Below are 17,724 nucleotides of genomic sequence, written 5' to 3'. Positions count from 1 at the left end.
GTGAAAGCATAGGGGGATGGCATGGAGTAAAGAGATGATAATGAAGTAACAAATTGAAAATATACGATTAGTAAAAAATAACATAGAATTTAAAATGTGCTTAGTATTCCCACTATATGAGAGGGGTTTTAAGGTGAAGAAAAATCAACCGTCTTCAAAAGCAATACTTCTTATGTTATCGCTGATGCTTACAACGGGCTTTATTTCAGCATGCAGCTCCAATTCACCCGAGAAACAAACGAATACTGGAGCTCAGAGTCCAGCAAACAACAGTAATACGGGCAGCAATGAACCGAAGGAATCGGTTTCCGGAGATGCTGATCCGTTCGGCAAGTATGAAACGCCGCTTACGATTCGCTTTACTCGTGATGTTGACAATGACACCCAAGATAATATCATTCCTAAAACTCCAGGAGAAACGATTGAAAACAACAGATGGTTGAAAGCGTTTTCTGAGAAACTGGGCATTAATGTTACGTATGACTGGACAGTTAGCACCGGCGATGCTTATACCCAAAAAATGAATGTTACGTTAACATCCGGTGACTTGCCAGATATGCTTCGCGTAACGCCAGCGCAAATGAAGCAGCTAGCCGAAGCGGATTTAATCGAGGATTTAACGCCATATTGGGAGCAGTACGCATCGGAAGATCTAAAGAAACTTTACGCTGAACAAGGACCGGCTGTGCTTAATTCTGCTGCAGTTAACGGAAAGATTGTGGGGCTTGGTAAGGCTGACGTTTACGGTGATGGCGTTTATTTATGGATCCGCAAGGATTGGTTAGACAAATTACAGCTTCCTGAGCCAACCTCCCTGCAGGATGTGCTGAAAATATCCGAAGCGTTTACAACACAGGATCCAGACGGGAACAAGGTAAATGATACGTATGGCTTAGCTTTAACAAAAGATTTATACGGCGGCGCAATGGGCTTGGAAGGATTTTTTGCGGGCTACCATGCTTATCCGAATATGTGGATTGATGACGGCTCAGGAAAGTTAGTTTGGGGCAGCACGCTCCCTGAAGTTAAGGAATCATTGAAAGCGCTTTCCGATATGTATAAGGCAGGTCAGCTTGATAAAGAGTTCGGGGTTAAAGACGGTGGCAAAGTAGCCGAGAGTATTGCAGCCGGTAAAATCGGCATTGATTTTGGCGCTCAATGGAATCCCATGTATCCGCTCATCAGCAATTATCAAAATGATCCAAATGCCAACTGGGTAGGTTATGCTCTTGTTTCCGTAGACGGTAAACCGGCCCTTTCTCCGCAAAGATTCCAAGCGGACAGCTATTGGGTAGTAAGAAAGGGATTCTCGAACCCTGAGGCGCTTATCAAAATGTTCAATTTACACGTGGAGCTTAACTGGGGCAAAACAGGAGATTTTGACTACTATTACATGCCGGCAGCAAATGATAGCGTAGGGGTGTGGAAGTACTCCCCGGTTCAGCCTGCGTCAGCATTTAAAAACATTCGAGCTTTCCAGGAAATCGAAAAGGCTAGAAAAGATAATAGCTTTGACAGCTTAACGGGTGAAGCATTAGCTATTTATCGCAATATTAAAGCTTTCGAAGACGGGGATGTTTCGCAATGGGGTTGGCCTAAGATCTACGGAGCAGAGGGCGTTTACAGGCATGGGGTTAATTATATGGATAATGAACGATTCAAGTATGAAGCGTTTGCCGGTCCGCCGACAGAAACGATGGCTGAAAGAAAATCTACATTAGAGGCATTGGAGAAAGAAACATTCGTCAAAATTATTATGGGTGCGGTGCCTTTGGATGATTTCGATAAATTCGTAGACAACTGGTATAAAGTTGGCGGAACAGACATCACGAAAGAAGTCAATGAGTGGTACGCATCAAACAAATAACACGTTATGGAAAGCAAGGAGCATCCTTGCTTTCCATTTTCTTAATCCATAGGAGAAGGTGATTGAGCTGAATTTAAAAAAATTGAAAAGAGAATTGCCGTTAAATCTCATGATCTTGCCAGGGTTTCTATTCGTCATCCTATTTAGCTATGTTCCTATGGCTGGCATTATTATAGCGTTTCAACGCTTTATTCCGGCTAAAAGGCTCTTTGGCGATCAACAATGGGTCGGTTTGAAAAATTTTAAATATGTGATGAGCCTGCCCAATTTCGACAATATTTTGTGGAATACCTTTTATATTGCGTCTTTGAAGGTCATCTTGGGCTTAGTTGTTCCCATCGTGATTGCGTTGCTGTTAAACGAAATGAAGCATGTCCTATTGAAGCGCAGCATTCAAACGGCGATATACCTGCCGCACTTCCTCTCCTGGGTCGTATTGGGCGGCATCTTTATCGACATCCTGTCCCCTACAAACGGACTTATTAATACGTTGATTAATAAGCTTGGCTTTGATTCCATATTCTTTTTGGGTGACAATAAGTGGTTCCCGTATACGATGATACTAACGGATACGTGGAAAGATTTCGGGTACGGAACGATTATTTATCTTGCTGCGTTAACCGGGATTAATCCGAATCTGTACGAGGCGGCTCAAATGGATGGGGCGAATCGTTGGAAGCAGACGATACACATTAGCCTACCCGGTATTCAGATGGTTATCGTATTATTGATGGTCTTGAGCTTAGGGAATCTTCTGAATGCAGGCTTTGACCAAATCTTTAATATGTACAGCCCGATGGTCTATGAGAGTGGAGACATACTCGACACTTTCGTCTATCGGATCGGTTTGTTGGATGCGCAGTTTGGCGTAGCTACGGCAGTCGGTTTGTTTAAATCCGTCATTGCATTGATCCTTGTCTCAACCTCTTATTTTTTTGCTTATAAATTTGCTGATTATCGAATCTTTTAGGAGGTATAGGAATGCGAATCAAAAAAAAACTAGACTGGTTTTTAGTCATTAACAATATCTTTCTCCTTTTGGTCGCTGCGGTTTGCGTGCTTCCGATGATTCATATTTTAGCGATATCCTTATCGTCAAGCGCGATTGCGTCTACCGGTACGGTAACCTTTTGGCCAAAAGAGTTTTCATTAACCTCCTATGAATTTGTTGCTCAGCGTAAAGCCTTTTGGGACTCCATGCTTGTATCCCTGCAGCGCATCGCTCTTGGCGGCGCAATTAATGTGTTGTTAGCGACAACGATTGCCTATCCTTTATCCAAGGAAAAGAAAGACTTTAGTTTTCGAGCCTTCTATGCATGGACCTTTTTCATCACGATGATCTTTGGTGCCGGTTTAATCCCAACCTACATGCTGGTCAAGGAATTAGGACTCATCGATACGGTTTGGGCATTAATATTGCCTGGTGCGGTACCTGTATTTAGCGTAATCGTCCTTTTGAATTTCTTTAGGCTAACCCCAAAGGAATTAAGCGAATCCGCATTTATAGACGGAGCAGGCCATTGGAGAACGTTATGGAGCATTTATGTTCCGGTATCCATGCCGGCTATTGCAACGATTTTATTGTTTTCATTGGTCGGTCATTGGAATAGCTGGTTTGACGGGCTCATTTATATGAACAATCCAAGCAATTATCCGCTGCAAAGTTATATGCAAACGGTTGTTGTACAAAAATCATTTACGACATTAACACCTGAGGAAGCGAAAGTAATGGCTAAAATTTCCGATAAAACGTTAAAGTCCGCACAGATCTTTTTAGGTGCTCTGCCGATCATTTGCGCTTATCCATTTTTACAGAAGTATTTCGTAAAAGGTATGGTTCTAGGCAGTGTTAAAGGCTGATCGCGATCAGCCGTCCAAGAGGCCGCTAGCGATAAAAGAAATAGTCATGTTTTGTGCTATGATTTTTTGTTAATATGTAGGAAAAGAAATAGAAGGAGGGGGTGGCGATTAAATCTAGCATTTTTGTTAGATTAATGGCAACATTTTTAGCCGCAATCTTGGTCATTGTCGCTTTAGGTATTTATATGTACAACTGGAGCTTAAAGACGGTTAAAGATGAAATTTACAAATCAACGACGGCTCAGGTTACCTTTTATTTAGAGGGGCTGGAGGCAGAAATCGATCGAATAAAAATATTGCAATATGATGTTTTAAATGATGAGGATTTAAATAAGCTTGCGATACGATATACGATTATGGACGATTACGAAAAGATGGAGAGTATGAGAAAGCTGCATCATCGCCTGGTATCCATACAAAATAGCAATGCTTATATTTCAAATGTTAGCGCGCATATTTACCCTATACAAAAGACCATTTCCTCCAAAAAATCAGTGGGCGCTTTGAATAGGGACAAATTTGAAGCATTAAGAATTCCGGAAGGCATGAAGGGCGCTCAATTATTAATGTATAATGGGAACCTTCATCTCAGTACATTTCTATCGGGCAACATGGGGTTAAGCCCTTTGTTTATGATTGAAATCGAACTAAATACGGAAGTATTCCGGGAAGCGTTAAAGCAGTTCGATACTTATCCCGACAGTCAGTCGATTTTGCTGGATCTAACAAACGGGTTAACGATATATAGCGACGAGGATCACATGTTCGACGATGTCGTTCATTCGTTCGCAAGAAATGAAAGCGAATTCAAAATTGGCGAAGTGATTAGTCATGGCGACACGTTCATCATCGCGGAGAAATCCGAATACTTGAATATGGTGCTGTTTCGATTCATACCTAAAGATGCTGTACTGGTTCCGACAAAAGGATTTTACGTGTGGCTATGGGTGTTTACGGGTGTAGTACTCATCCTTGTCACGTTTATCTATGCTTACACCTACCAGTTAATTCAACGTCCGATGAAGGAGCTTGTGAAATCGTTCCGCAGTGTTGAAAAGGGTAATTTCAATGTCAAAGTGGAAGTGAATCACAACAATGAATTTGATTACTTAAACAAGGGCTTTAATTCCATGGTTCAAAACGTCTCGAATCTCATTGATCAAGTGTACAAACACAAAATTCTTGAACAAAAAGCCGAGTTAAAGCATCTTCAATCTCAAATCAGCCCCCACTTCTTATACAATAGCTTTTTCTTAATGAACATGATGGCGAAAGTAAAGGATGAGAATTTGATTCCTTTCACCAAGCTATTAGGGGAGTATTTTCAGTTTATTACGAAAAATGATTCCGACTTTATTTCTTTGTATGAGGAAATTGAGCATGCAAGAACCTATGCCGATATTCAGTTAATGCGTTATCCAAGCAAGCTGACGATTGAATTTGAAGACTGTCCGCCTTCCTTTAAGGAAATCAGCGTCCCTAGATTAATCGTGCAACCAATTATCGAAAATGCTTTTAAATATGCGGTAGAGCATTCAAAAGGTCCCGTCACCATTCGGGTTTATTTCCAAACGACAGATGATAAGCTATCGATTTTTGTCGAGGATAATGGAAAGCAATTAACCGATGACAAATTGCTGGATCTAGAAAAACAATTCATGGAAGCACACAGCAGCGAATCGTCTGGGCTAAACAATATTCATCGAAGATTGCAACTGATCTATGGTGAGGAGTATGGGCTGCAGGTAGCAAGAAGTGAGCTGGGAGGATTATTAGTCAGATTGCAAATTCATGCTAAGCTGAGGGAGTAGCCATGTTAAGACTTTTGATTGTAGATAACGAGGAAATTATAGTTAATCATTTATTTGAGGTATTTAGAGGGATGGACCACTTATCGCTTGACGTGTATAAGGCATATAGCGGTGAAGAAGCGATAGAGTGGCTGCATCGCACCCGTATGGATATTGTGTTAACGGATATCGATATGCCGAATATTAACGGGCTGCAACTGATGGATGAAATATTTAAACAGTGGCCGCAATGCAAAATCATCTTTTTAACGGGTCACAGCGAATTTAGCTATATCTATAAAGCGATCCAGCATCCCGATGTAAGCTATATTCTGAAATTAGAAGATATTGACAAGATCATACAAGTTGTTGAAGAGACGGTGTTCAAAATCCGTAAGGAAATCAAAACCGGTGATCTCATCAGAGAAGCCAAAGAAAAAATTCACATCGCATTGGAACTGTTTCAGGAAGGTTATCTGCTTAGCTTATTAAAGGGGAGCTCGATGGTAAAGGCAACGAAGGAGCAATTTGACCAGCTTTCTCTGCCCATTACGGATGAAGCCCCGGTTATCCTTGTTGTAGGCAAATTAGATGATCTATCATTCCAAGACGATAACTATTTAGAGAAAATACAGCAAATTTACTCTGTTCGACAAATGATAAAGCGATATCTTACCTCTAATTTGAAATGCGTCATCATTTTAGACGATCATTTTAGATTTACGATCCTTATACAACCGAAGGAAAACGTAAACCCGGCTACGGAGGATTATGTCCATACCTTACACTACATAAAGGGAATGCTTGAGTCCGTCCAGCAAAGCTGCCAGGATAAGCTCAATCATTCTATCAGCTTTACCGTTGGCAGTAAACCGACGACATGGAATGATATCTCGCAGCAATATCATGCCTTGCATTCCCTTTTGAATTACCGAATTGGAACAGAGAATACGGTATTATTAGTAGATGATGAAGTGCCCTCGACTGCTGCAGCGGAGAATGAATCGGAATGCTCTAACGATGAGGAATTTGAAGCAGAGCAAAAATTACTGTCACTTACAACTACAAATTTGTTTACTTTCTTAGAGCAATATTTAGAATCGGGCCTGAAGGATAAGTATTTTGAAGAGCTGGAGCAAATTTTGCTGCCTTTAAGCTTGATAAAAAATAAAAATAATCTGGTTGCCCAGCAAGTGTACTGCTCTATTTCGATGTGCTTATTGTCTTATATGAATCGTTGGGGATTGCGTGACAAGGTTATTGGCAAAATAGGTGAAATCCGGTTTGTTAATACGGTTCATTTTTGTAGTTGGGGCGATGCGGTCACTTATATAAGAAAGCTTTCCGTATGTGTCTTTGAACTTCAAAAGCTAGAGCAAAAAAGAAGGGCTGATAATGTAATCTCGTTTATTCAAAATTTTATAGTTTCACATCTCGGTGAGGATTTGTCTCTTGTTCGATTATCCGAGCAAGTGTATTTAAACCCCTCATATTTATCAAGGATATTTAAGCAGGAAACGAAAAAAAAATTAACGGAATTCATTGATGCAGCCAGAATTCAAAGAGCCAAAGAATTGTTAGTGAATGAAAACATTAAAATACATGAGATTGCCAGACAAGTAGGTTATGAATCAGCTACCTCCTTTACAAGGTTCTTCAAAAGCTCAACAGGCTGCTCACCGCAAGAATATAGAGATTCATACGTGATGAGGGTTAAGTGAGCGAATTACATTTGCGAAAAGGTGGACTATATGTGGGCAATGAACAAAACTCTCTAATGGAGAAAAAAATACCGCTATTCATTGTGACAGGCTCAAGCGGTTCCGGAAAAACTTATGTTATCGATGAGCTTCGAAAAATATTACCTCATTTCAATATCTTTGATATCGATAATCTCCGCGAAGTCGGCATTACTGACGAACAACAAATAAGAAACGTATGGCTTAGGGTTGCACGAAATACTGCCGAAAGTGGACGGATGACGATAATATGTGGAACAGCAATGCCATGGGATATTAAAAAATGCGTGGATTACCCTTATTTTAAACATGTATATTATCTAAATTTACACTGTGATGATGAAACCCGTGAAATACGATTACGTGCAAGAAATTGGCCGGAAGAAATGATTCAGGACTATAAGGAATTTGCAAAATGGTTAGTTGATCATGCAGATAAAGAATATAGCCCACCAATGCCTATTGTCGATACTACGGTTGCCGAAGTAGCTGTTGTAGCAGCTCAAATTAAAGAATGGGTACTTCAATACGCATAATCATCAAAGATCAGCAACATCGTTGATTTTGAATGATGCTAGAGTCATTATTAATGATTTATTGTCAATACTTTGTCCCCTTTCGAATAGGTATAACTATGTATCTATTAGGAGGGGTGAGCGCATGTATTCAGCTGAAATCAGCCGTTCGAATCCGTCGTGTATCTTGTTTATTATCGACCAATCCGGGTCGATGTCCGATCCGTTTGGGGCAAGCACGAAGTCCGAGAGCGTTTCGGACGCCATCAACCGGTTATTGCAAAATCTCGTTATCAAGTGCGCGAAGTCGGAAGGGATACGCGATTACTATCATGTCGGCGTAATTGGCTACGGCGCCGGTGTCGGTCCGGCGTTCGGAGGTGTTTTAGCGGGGAAAGAAGTGGTGCCGATTAGCGAAATTGCCGATAACCCTTCAAAGCTGGATAAGCGGTTGAAAAAAGTGCCGGATGGGGCAGGCGGACTGGTTGATCAACTCGTCAAGTTTCCGGTCTGGTTTGAACCCGTTGCAAACGGAGGCACGCCGATGTGCGAAGCGATGAGAACGGCTCAAACCGTTCTGACTCAATGGATCAGCGAGTACACCCATTGTTTTCCGCCGGTTGTCATTCATATCACGGATGGGGAATCGACCGACGGCGATCCTACACTTGAAATGGAACAAATCAGAGCACTCTCGACCGATGACGGAAATGTCCTGCTATTCAACCTGCACATATCCGATAGTCCAAGCGCGGTGGAGCTCCGCTTTCCGGAAACCGCGGACGCGCTGCCCGACGCGTATTCCAGAATGCTTTACGAAGGCTCAAGTTCGCTGACGCCTTTTATGATCCGAGTCGCCAATCAGGAATACGACTTGAATCTTTCCGATGGAGCGAGAGGTTTTGTCCTCAATGCGGATTTGACTCTCGTGATCCAGGCGCTTGATATCGGAACGCGTCCGGCCAATCTGCGATAGAGCTTAAAGCTATGCGAATCGAAAACGAATGTTTTCTATTGCCTAAGGCAGGAAACCGCACCGATGAATACGAGGATGCCTCCCATAGCAGCACGCATGTTCACAAGGAGACGACATGCTGTAGATTCGCCATAGCCGATGGGGCAAGCGAGTCCTCGTTTGCTGAACTATGGGCGAGATTGCTCGTAAAGGGTTATTGCCTTGGCAGATTGGGAGATAAGCAGATCCATAGATCAGTCTCACCATTATCGAAAGCCTGGCAGAAAAAAACCAGCGGCAAAAGCCTCCCCTGGTATGCGCAAGAGAAGCTCGGCAGCGGGGCGTTCTCCACATTAGCGGGCATCACGTTCCGATTCGCGGTGGATGCGGAGTCCGCGGTATTTGACGCGATTGCGGTCGGCGACAGCTGTATTTTTCATGTTCGAGAGGAGACGATGATCGCTTCCTTTCCTTTAAGCACAGCCGATGATTTCGGGAGTCGTCCGGTTCTCATCTCGAGTAACGCGGCCAATAACGTCCAGCTTCATGCGTTTGTTCGCAAATGGAGCGGTACCGCGGAAGCGGGAGACGAGTTCTGGTTGATGACCGATGCCCTAGCCTGTTGGCTGCTCACTCGATACAAGGAAGATAGCAGCGTAATAAGCATCATACAAAAGCTGGCCGGCGAGCGCGACTTTAACACTCTCGTGCATGAAGAAAGACGGCGACATCATCGTGAAGGCTGTTTCTATCTTAGAAATGATGATGTTACGTTCATTCGTCTAAAACTGGTCAAAGGGAAGTGAGGCTATTGTTCTGGCCCACTCCGCAGGATTATAGGGAAGCCATCCAAAATCCGCGTATCTGCTTCAAGGACCCGGATCTGCAGGCTGGCTTTCCTGAATTGGATAAGCTCGGCCTCCCCCGTCCGATATCGGGAAGCTTCGCCAGCGTGTACAAACTGAATTGTGGCGAAAGAGAGTGGGCGGTCAGGTGTTTCACTAACAATGTGAAGGATCAGAAGATCCGCTACGATGCCATCAGCTTGCATTTACGCTCCAATCCTCTTCCTTATCTCGTCCCATTCGAATATCTTTCCGAAGGCATCAACATTAACGGCCAGTGGTTTCCGATCGTAAAAATGCAGTGGGTGGAAGGAGAGTCGCTGCTCGATTACATGGAGCGGAACCTGCAAAATGCCGACCTGCTGCAGGAACTCTCCGATAAATGGATAATAATGACCCGCGAGCTGAGCTCGGCCAATATTGGCCATGGCGACTTGCAGCATGGGAATATATGGATCCACAATAATGAAATCATTCTGATCGATTACGACGGGATGTATGTCCCCGCTTTAAACGGCATGCCAAGCAACGAGCTTGGTCATCGGAACTACCAACACCCGGGAAGGAATGAAGGACATTTCGGCCCCTATATCGATCACTTTTCGGCATGGGTGATTTGGATATCGATCGAAGCTGTTCGTTCCGATCCCTCATTATGGCATTCGCTTGAAGCGGGTGAGGCGGAGGAAAGCCTACTTTTTCGGCGGAATGACTTTGTTAGTCCGGATGTTTCACGGGCGTTCGAATTACTGACGATGGTTGAAGAAGAAGCGGTACGCAAGTCAGCAAACGCCCTTCGCGTTTTCGCGGCCATGGAAGTGCCGGAGGTGCCTAGACTCCCAGATCCTGATTCGGGAGAGAAGGAGATGCAGCCTTCAAGCCTCCCTATCTCATCCACCTCCAAAAATACGGCATTTAAGACTTCACTAATCGTCTTGTATGATCGGTTCTTGAAGCGAATGCCAAGGAAGGATGCCGTCATATCGCCGCCGGAAACCTCGTATTCCGGCGGGACGTCATGGGTGTTGGACCATATTACGTTGGACAGGGCGCCGCGCAAAAAGCGATCAACGTATTTGCTTTTGCGGGACAGCTTCGTTTCTTACCTGATTTTACTCGCGGCAGCGTTAGCCGCGGCTGCTTTGTACGGCAGTGCCCCGGTCGCAGCGCTACTCTTCTGTTCGATAATAGGTTTTGGAACGGAGATGGCCTTTTTAAGCTGGCGTTACGGAAAGGTTCCCGCCGTCCGGGAAAAGAGAGAAACGCGCGAAAACATAAAAAGGCTGGAGCTTGTCCTGTCCGAACTGAGAAGCGAATTGAAGGAATTAAACGATAACAAGCAAAGCTTTAGTCAAATGGAAGAGGAATCGATCTACGCTTGCGTACAAAAGCTCGAGGAAGCCGCTTATCGGGAAAGGCATGAAAAGGAAGCGGTGGAGAAGGAGCTTCATATTCATTTAAACGGGTTATTTGGCGAAAGACGGAACATTGACCATGAGGAAAAAACGGAGCTGTCCGGCAAATTGGCCTCGTTCCAAAAAACATGGCTGGAAGTGCAAATAACGAAACATAAGATAAGCCAGGAAAAAATTCCGGAGATCGACGATGAAATGAAGCGCCGTTTAAGAACGAACGGAATTCGAACGCCGGCCGATTTCATGGACATTACGATCAATCAGTCCTATGGCCGCAAACAAATCGATAGGGCCTATTTGATTTTAAAAAACGGCGGTTCGGTTCATGTAGGCATGAGCCGGTCTCAAGCGAAGGCGCTGGTCGACTGGAAAAGAAAAATCGAACGCAAGTACCGGACTAAAATTCCTGCAGTTCTTCCTCACAGTGAAATCTCTGCCATAGCGTTAAAGTATAAGGATCGAAAGTCAAAATTAACCGATGCGGAACAAACGTATAAAACCGAAGCACAGGAAAGATTAGCTTTGATCAAGCAGGCCCATCATCCTGAGGTGGATTCCTTAACGAGTGAATTGGAGGCTGCCAGAACCCGGCTTGAGAACGAGCTTCATCGCTTTGATAGGCAGATCGATGAACGAAGTAAACGCCATTCAGACAAACTGGAGGAATATCGCGATCTAAACAAACGACTGGCATCGTATACGGATGTTCATTTTATAAGGTACGTAAAGCAAATATTCCTGTTTCGAGGGTAAACTTCCATTATCCCGAGTTAGCATCCCCTTCCGGTAGCCCGGAGGGGATTTTTATTGCGGTTTATTGCCAATTGTCTTCATATTGATGTCGCAATCCCACAGTATCCTGGAGTAACTAAGTAAATAATTTTTCACTTCTTATTCCGTAAAATCTCTAATGTTATAATGAATGGAATCATATGTTATATTAAATATTCATATTTCACTTAGAGGTGATAGTCATGGAATACCGTGTACTAGGACGATCCAGGTTGAAGGTAAGCGAGATTAGCTTGGGCTGCTGGGCGATTGGCGGGCCATCGTGGCGGGACGGTGAACCCGTTGGCTGGTCGGGCAATGACGACAACGAGTCTCTTGCCGGCTTGCGCAGAGCGCATGAGCTTGGCATTAACCATTTGGATACAGCGGATGTATACGGCGACGGCCATTCGGAGCGGGTAATCGGACAGTTCCTGAAGGATGTTCCCCGCGATTCCGTTGTTGTAGCCTCCAAGGTAGGATGGTTCAGAGGAACCGCACCTAACGCGATGCAGCCGGTGCATATCCGTCACCAGCTGGAGCAGACGCTTACGAATCTCGGAACGGATCATGTGGATCTCTATTATTTCCATAATACGAACTTTGGCCCGGAAGACCGCTATCTGGAGGAAGCAGCAGATACGATGCGCGAGCTTCAGAAGGAAGGCAAGGTCCGCGTCATTGGCCAATCGGCATACAGCTATGCCGATTTTATGCGGGTATGTCCGGTAACTCGTCCGGATGTGCTGCAGTTCCATTACAACGCCTTCGGCAATGAATTTGATCGGGAGAATACCAATCTATTCCGCTGGGCGGAAGAGCAGAATCTAGGCATGGTCTTATTCGGACCGCTTGCTCAAGGTTTGCTGCTGGATAAATTCGATCCGGAGCATCCTCCAAAGTTTGGGGAAGGGGATATCCGTTCAACGAATCAATCCTATTCCAAGGAACGCTTGCTCGAGATCCGCAGACAGCTTCAGCCTCTTAAAGACAATTTTGGCGAAAGCACGCAGGATCTGGTTAGAGCAGCTATTCAATTTGCGTTGGCACAATCTCCAAATGCATGCGTCATACCCGGCTTCAAAAATATCCGTCAAGTGGAATCCAACGCGTTGGCGGCGGGAGCGCCGCTGACAACGCAGGAAGTGGAGCTCATCCGGCAAGCCCTTGGCAGAAAATAAGAAACAAAATAAAGCTCCCTCTAATGCCAGCATGAGCTGGATGCGAAGGAGCTTTGTTTTTTAACCAGAGGATCCTCTTAAATCCATTGCCTAGGGCTAATGGTATGGAAGAGAGACTTGCGGTTTGAATCTAGCGCATGAAGAATCCGGTTGCTGGTAAAATCGCTGATTGGCCGGGGGAGATCAGCGGGATCGCAATAGCGGCATTCCAGTATTTCCGGAGAGCTTGGCACGGGATGCCGGTCGCCATGAATATCCGCCAAGAAGACAAAGTGGTGCATATCATAAGCCGGATCGTAATAGATCCCCGTTAACGCGCCAATCTCGACCGTCAACCCGGTCTCCTCAACCACTTCTCTTGCGGCAGTCTGCTGCGCCGATTCGTTAGCTTCCGATTTGCCTCCCGGCAGATCCCAATTGTTCTTGCCATAACTATGCTTGACCAGCAGCACCTTGCCTTCGGTATTGGTAATAATCGCTGCCGCGCCCATTAGCTTGTCCGACAAACCTATTCCTCCTTGGTAGTTAAGGTATGAGCTCTATTCCTTTAACGCCAATAACTGGAATTAAGTTGCGGTGAAGACAAGGCAGTCAGAAAATGCTTTCAATAGGACGAGGAGGAAAAGACGATGAAGGAAACGGCTTGGAAGGCTCGATGGATTTGGGGAGGGGAGGAGGAAAGCCCTCGCAACGAATGGCGCTGCTTCCGTTCAACGTTTGACGTGCCGGGGGAGGGAGCATCCGATGCGCAGCTGCGAATTAGCGCGGATTCGAGATACGTTGCTTATGTGAACGGGGTGCAAGTCGGCAGAGGTCCGGTCCGTTCTTGGCCGGAGGAGCAGTTTTACGATACCTATTCCATCGGTCATTTACTTCAGTCGGGCGGAAGGAACACGATTGCCGTTCTTGTGCTGCATTTTGGCGTAACCAACTTCTATTATTTGCGGGGGAAGGGCGGTCTTCTCGCGGAAATCGCTTCAGGCGCTGACGTGCTGGCAGCGACGGATACGTCCTGGAAGACGGAGAAGCTGAGAGGCCATCATACCGCGGCTCCCCGGATGTCGTGTCAGCAAGGCTTTGCGGAAATTTACGATGCGAGGGAATCGGATGGCGATTGGACGGAGACAGCCTACGACGATTCTTCTTGGTTGCAGGCTTCACACGTTGCTGAAGTCGGGGAAGGGCCGTGGAAGAAGCTGATTCCCCGCGATATCCCGTTCCTGACGGAAGAGAAGCTGTATCCTTCCCGCATTGAGTCCCTCCAGCGGGTTAAGCCGCCTGCCTGGACGGCAGCTATCGATCTTCGGAACGCAATGGTTCCCGGTTCGGTGGAGCATGCCAATCCTATCCAATATATGGGCTACATGGCAACGACGCTTTCGCTGGCCGAAGCCGGCCAGGTGACGGTTGGCATCTTGCAATCCCGCGGCGAGAAGCTCTGGATCGACGGACAACGGATTGAGAAGAGTTACGGCAACGATCCGGAGCGTTACTATGAGGTAGAGCTGGAAGCCGGCGAGCATTTTCTTCTGCTTGATATTACCCAAGGGGATCATGGGGGGGCTTACCACGTGGCGATCCATTCGGAGCAGAAGTTCTCGCTTCATTCTCCCGATCCGGCCGGGGAGACGCCGTGGCTGCTTATTGGACCTTTTGACGATACGGAATACATGGATACAAGGGAAAACAGGCAGATTGACCGGAATGAGCCTAACTATATAAAAGCGGCAGGAGCCGCTTCAATGGAGGAGCTTGCTGCCGTTCACTCTTGGATCCGCCCTCTGGAAGGCGTTTATTATACCGAGCAGGACGTATTTGGCTCCAATGTATGGCGTCCGGAAGCCGAGCGGTACGCCTTGCCTTCGGCTCTTAATGCCTGCCTGACGGCAGTGCGGGAATATGCGGTAATCCCTCGCTTCCAAGATGGAGATACCGAGCTCGTCATTGATCTCGGCAAGCAGCGGACCGGCTTTTTCGGCTTCGAGCTTGAAGCTCCGGCTGGGACGGTTGTGGATGTATATGGCCTTGAATATTTAAAAGCGGATTTCCGGCAGCATACGTTTGGTCTCGATAATACGTTCAGATACGTTTGCCGGGAAGGCCGGCAGCAATACGAATCGCCGGTCCGGCGCGGGTTCCGTTACGCGGTGCTGACCATTAGAGGAGCGGCAGGGCCTGTTAAGCTGCATGAGGTCTATATGGTGCAGAGCACTTATCCGGTTGCGGAAGCCGGAACATTCCATAGCTCCGACCCGCTGCTGAACGACATCTGGGCGATCAGCCAGCATACGACCCGGAACTGCATGGAGGATACGTTTGTAGACTGCCCTTCATACGAGCAGACTTACTGGGTGGGAGACAGCCGCAACGAGGCATTGGTTAACTATTATGTTTTTGGCGAGCTGGACATCGTGAAACGCTGCCTGCGTCTTGTCCCGGGCTCGAAGGACAGATCCCCGCTCTATATGGATCAGGTGCCAAGCGGCTGGACGAGCGTTATTCCGAACTGGACGTTCTTCTGGGTGCTCGCGACGATGGAATATGTGGAACATACGGGAGACAAGGCTTTTGCCGCCGAGATGTGGCCCCATGTCCGCTTTACGCTCGAGCATTATTTGACCCACATCAATGCGGAGGGGCTGCTCGACATGCGGGGCTGGAACCTGCTCGACTGGGCGCCGATTGACCAGCCGAACGAAGGTGTCGTTACCCACCAGAATCTGTTCCTGACAAAGACTCTCCGGCAAGCGGTACAAATGTCCGTCGAAGCAGGGAAAGCGGATGAAGGAGTCTCTTTTGCCGAAGCGGCTGTATTACTGGAACAAGCCATAAACGATCATTTATGGGATGAGGAGCGCGGAGCTTACCTCGATTGTATTCATGCTGACGGACGGCGCTCGGACATCTACAGCATGCAGACGCAGGTCGTTGCTCTATTGTGCGGCATCGCTCAAGGGGAGCGCAGAGCAAAGCTGGAATCCTATCTTCTACAGCCGCCGGCGTCGTTTGTGCAGATCGGCAGTCCGTTTATGTCATTCTTCTACTATGAAGCGCTGGAAGCGATGCGGCATATCCCCGCCATGCTTGACGATATCCGCCGCAATTACGGCTTGATGATCGCAAACGATGCAACGACATGCTGGGAGATGTACCCGAATTTTACGGAAAATCGCGCCAATGCCGAGCTGCTTACCCGCAGCCATTGTCATGCGTGGTCTGCTGGCCCGGCTTATTTCCTGGGACGCAACGTGCTTGGAGTCAAACGGCTGGACAGCGGCTGGAGCAAAGTGAGGATCGAGCCGGCTCCATGCGATTTGAAATGGGCAAGAGGCGCAGTACCGCTTCCAGACGGAGGAACCATCGAGGTGGACTGGAGCATCGCGGATGACGTCATGTCCCTTCGAATTTCGGCTCCGGAAGAGATTGAGCTTGATGTTCAGCTGCCTGAAGCCTTAACAGGGAATGTTTCCATTGTCAGAACGAAAAAGCTGCCCTTATAATAGGGAAAGCCGGGTCCTTGTTGACCCGGCTTTTCTTTGTCTTCGGATAGATTCGAATATGTCAATTTTGACAAGGACAGGCTGGGCGCCTAATCCCGCTGCGAAAACAACATATTGTCCGATTGTCTGTAGAGATTGTCATCATTGCTCCGGCCTTGTCGGGTAGTGCTTTTCGCGTTCACGAAAACGACATATTTACGTTGGCCGCTTCCATGCTCTATCCTCGGAAGTAAGCGCTGACAAGGACAAGCAAACGTTCCTTCGCGGCGAGAGCACTTGAACCTATTTGGAAGAGGTGATCCGATGCAAGATTCGAAGGCTGCCGCAACGGGCAGCATGGCGCTACGATCCGGGACTTCGACCAAGCGGCTCGGAAGAAGGATCGTGCAGAACTGGGAATTGTACCTTTTTGTTGCACCGGCTTTTTTCTACTTTCTTATCTTTTGTTACCTGCCGATGTACGGCGTCCAGATCGCGTTCAAATCGTTTATCCCGACCAAAGGAATAATGGGAAGTCCTTGGGTTGGACTGGACCATTTTGACCGGTTCTTCCATTCCTATTATTTCTGGGACTTGATCTGGAATACGCTGAGCGTCAGTCTCTATGATCTAGCGATTGGCTTTCCGATTCCGATCATACTGGCGCTGGCCTTTAATGAAGTACGCAACGGCTTTTTCAAAAAGATGGCCCAGACGGTTACCTATGCTCCTCACTTCATATCGGTTGTCGTTATGGCCGGGATGATTATATCTTTCCTGTCGCCGTCTACCGGAATTCTGGTTCATGTCATTCAATGGCTTGGCTTTGGCACACCGGAATTTCTTACCGATCCCAAATGGTTCAAGACGATGTACGTATTCTCGAACGTGTGGCAGAGCGCGGGCTGGGGGACGATCATTTATTTGGCCGCCTTATCCGGCGTGGATCCCGGGCTTCATGAAGCAGCCATTATCGACGGGGCTTCGCGGTTCCAGCGCATTCGCCACATTAATATACCCGTCTTGATTCCGACGATGACCATTTTGCTTATTTTGAACATGGGGAGCTTGTTTGGGGTTGGGTTCGAAAAGATCCTGCTGCTCCAGAATCCGCTTAATATGGAGTCTTCCGACGTCATCGCTACCTTCGTCTACCGTTCCGGTCTGGAGAATGCCCAATACAGCTTCTCGGCAGCGGTTGGCCTGTTTAATTCCGTCATAAACGCCATTCTGCTGATAGCCGTAAATCAGATCGTTCGCCGGACGAGCGAGAACAGCTTGTGGTAAAGTGAATGCTTACGAAGAAG

At 46.6% G+C, this 17,724-nt stretch carries 13 protein-coding genes; 12 read left to right on the top strand and 1 reads right to left on the bottom strand.

The features are described from left to right. Positions 1-133: 133 nt before the first annotated feature. The 10 genes from CFI03_RS12155 (at position 134) to CFI03_RS12110 (ending at position 12,938) form a co-directional block, all read left to right on the top strand. Positions 134-1,867, top strand: a complete 1,734-nt coding sequence (locus CFI03_RS12155; protein WP_248757523.1) for an extracellular solute-binding protein — start codon at positions 134-136, stop codon at positions 1,865-1,867. A gap of 109 nt (positions 1,868-1,976) precedes the next feature. Continuing rightward, positions 1,977-2,837, top strand: coding sequence for an ABC transporter permease (locus CFI03_RS12150; protein ID WP_201003924.1), 861 nt, complete (start codon positions 1,977-1,979; stop codon positions 2,835-2,837). An 11-nt stretch (positions 2,838-2,848) separates the two neighbouring features. Beyond that, entirely contained in the window at positions 2,849-3,727 is an 879-nt protein-coding gene (locus tag CFI03_RS12145) for a carbohydrate ABC transporter permease (protein ID WP_116393813.1), read from the top strand. A gap of 101 nt (positions 3,728-3,828) precedes the next feature. Then, on the top strand, positions 3,829-5,538 hold the full coding sequence (locus CFI03_RS12140) for a histidine kinase (protein ID WP_205411925.1): 1,710 nt from the start codon (positions 3,829-3,831) through the stop codon (positions 5,536-5,538). 2 nt (positions 5,539-5,540) lie between these two features. Continuing rightward, positions 5,541-7,238: a response regulator gene (locus CFI03_RS12135; RefSeq protein WP_116393812.1), complete on the top strand. Its 1,698-nt coding sequence runs from the start codon at positions 5,541-5,543 to the stop codon at positions 7,236-7,238. A 32-nt stretch (positions 7,239-7,270) separates the two neighbouring features. Then, entirely contained in the window at positions 7,271-7,792 is a 522-nt protein-coding gene (locus CFI03_RS12130; protein ID WP_236013294.1) for an AAA family ATPase, read from the top strand. A 124-nt stretch (positions 7,793-7,916) separates the two neighbouring features. Next, positions 7,917-8,747: a vWA domain-containing protein gene (locus CFI03_RS12125; RefSeq protein ID WP_116393811.1), complete on the top strand. Its 831-nt coding sequence runs from the start codon at positions 7,917-7,919 to the stop codon at positions 8,745-8,747. Positions 8,748-8,758: 11 nt separating this feature from the next. Then, positions 8,759-9,532, top strand: a complete 774-nt coding sequence (locus CFI03_RS12120; RefSeq protein ID WP_116393810.1) for a protein phosphatase 2C domain-containing protein — start codon at positions 8,759-8,761, stop codon at positions 9,530-9,532. A gap of 5 nt (positions 9,533-9,537) precedes the next feature. Next, on the top strand, positions 9,538-11,739 hold the full coding sequence (locus CFI03_RS12115; RefSeq protein WP_116393809.1) for a protein kinase family protein: 2,202 nt from the start codon (positions 9,538-9,540) through the stop codon (positions 11,737-11,739). Between the two features lie 221 nt (positions 11,740-11,960). Further along, a complete protein-coding gene (locus CFI03_RS12110) occupies positions 11,961-12,938 on the top strand; it encodes an aldo/keto reductase (protein WP_116393808.1) in 978 nt (325 codons plus the stop codon). Positions 12,939-13,015: 77 nt separating this feature from the next. Here CFI03_RS12110 and CFI03_RS12105 read toward each other — a convergent pair whose 3' ends face one another. Then, positions 13,016-13,444 carry an NUDIX hydrolase gene (locus tag CFI03_RS12105; protein WP_116393807.1) on the bottom strand — a complete coding sequence of 143 codons (429 nt, stop codon included), beginning with the start codon at positions 13,442-13,444 and terminating at the stop codon, positions 13,016-13,018. A 123-nt stretch (positions 13,445-13,567) separates the two neighbouring features. On the opposite strand from CFI03_RS12105, the gene CFI03_RS12100 reads away from it, so the two are divergent. Then, positions 13,568-16,438: a family 78 glycoside hydrolase catalytic domain gene (locus CFI03_RS12100; protein ID WP_116393806.1), complete on the top strand. Its 2,871-nt coding sequence runs from the start codon at positions 13,568-13,570 to the stop codon at positions 16,436-16,438. Positions 16,439-16,774: 336 nt separating this feature from the next. After that, on the top strand, positions 16,775-17,704 hold the full coding sequence (locus tag CFI03_RS12095) for an ABC transporter permease (RefSeq protein ID WP_481857675.1): 930 nt from the start codon (positions 16,775-16,777) through the stop codon (positions 17,702-17,704). Positions 17,705-17,724: the final 20 nt, after the last annotated feature.

Origin of the sequence: Paenibacillus sp. ATY16, assembly GCF_003399985.2 — a bacterium.
Taxonomy (GTDB): Bacteria; Bacillota; Bacilli; order Paenibacillales; family Paenibacillaceae; genus Pristimantibacillus; species Pristimantibacillus glycanilyticus.
Note: the sequence above shows the minus strand (reverse complement) of the source record. Positions and strands in the feature narration are given on the sequence as shown.

Coding starts and splice junctions, on each gene's coding strand:
- CFI03_RS12150 (WP_201003924.1), top strand. CDS start 1,977: ATGATCTTGCCAGGGTTTCTATTCGTCATCCTATTTAGCTATGTTCCT.
- CFI03_RS12095 (WP_481857675.1), top strand. CDS start 16,775: ATGGCGCTACGATCCGGGACTTCGACCAAGCGGCTCGGAAGAAGGATC.
- CFI03_RS12125 (WP_116393811.1), top strand. CDS start 7,917: ATGTATTCAGCTGAAATCAGCCGTTCGAATCCGTCGTGTATCTTGTTT.
- CFI03_RS12120 (WP_116393810.1), top strand. CDS start 8,759: ATGCGAATCGAAAACGAATGTTTTCTATTGCCTAAGGCAGGAAACCGC.
- CFI03_RS12145 (WP_116393813.1), top strand. CDS start 2,849: ATGCGAATCAAAAAAAAACTAGACTGGTTTTTAGTCATTAACAATATC.
- CFI03_RS12135 (WP_116393812.1), top strand. CDS start 5,541: ATGTTAAGACTTTTGATTGTAGATAACGAGGAAATTATAGTTAATCAT.
- CFI03_RS12100 (WP_116393806.1), top strand. CDS start 13,568: ATGAAGGAAACGGCTTGGAAGGCTCGATGGATTTGGGGAGGGGAGGAG.
- CFI03_RS12110 (WP_116393808.1), top strand. CDS start 11,961: ATGGAATACCGTGTACTAGGACGATCCAGGTTGAAGGTAAGCGAGATT.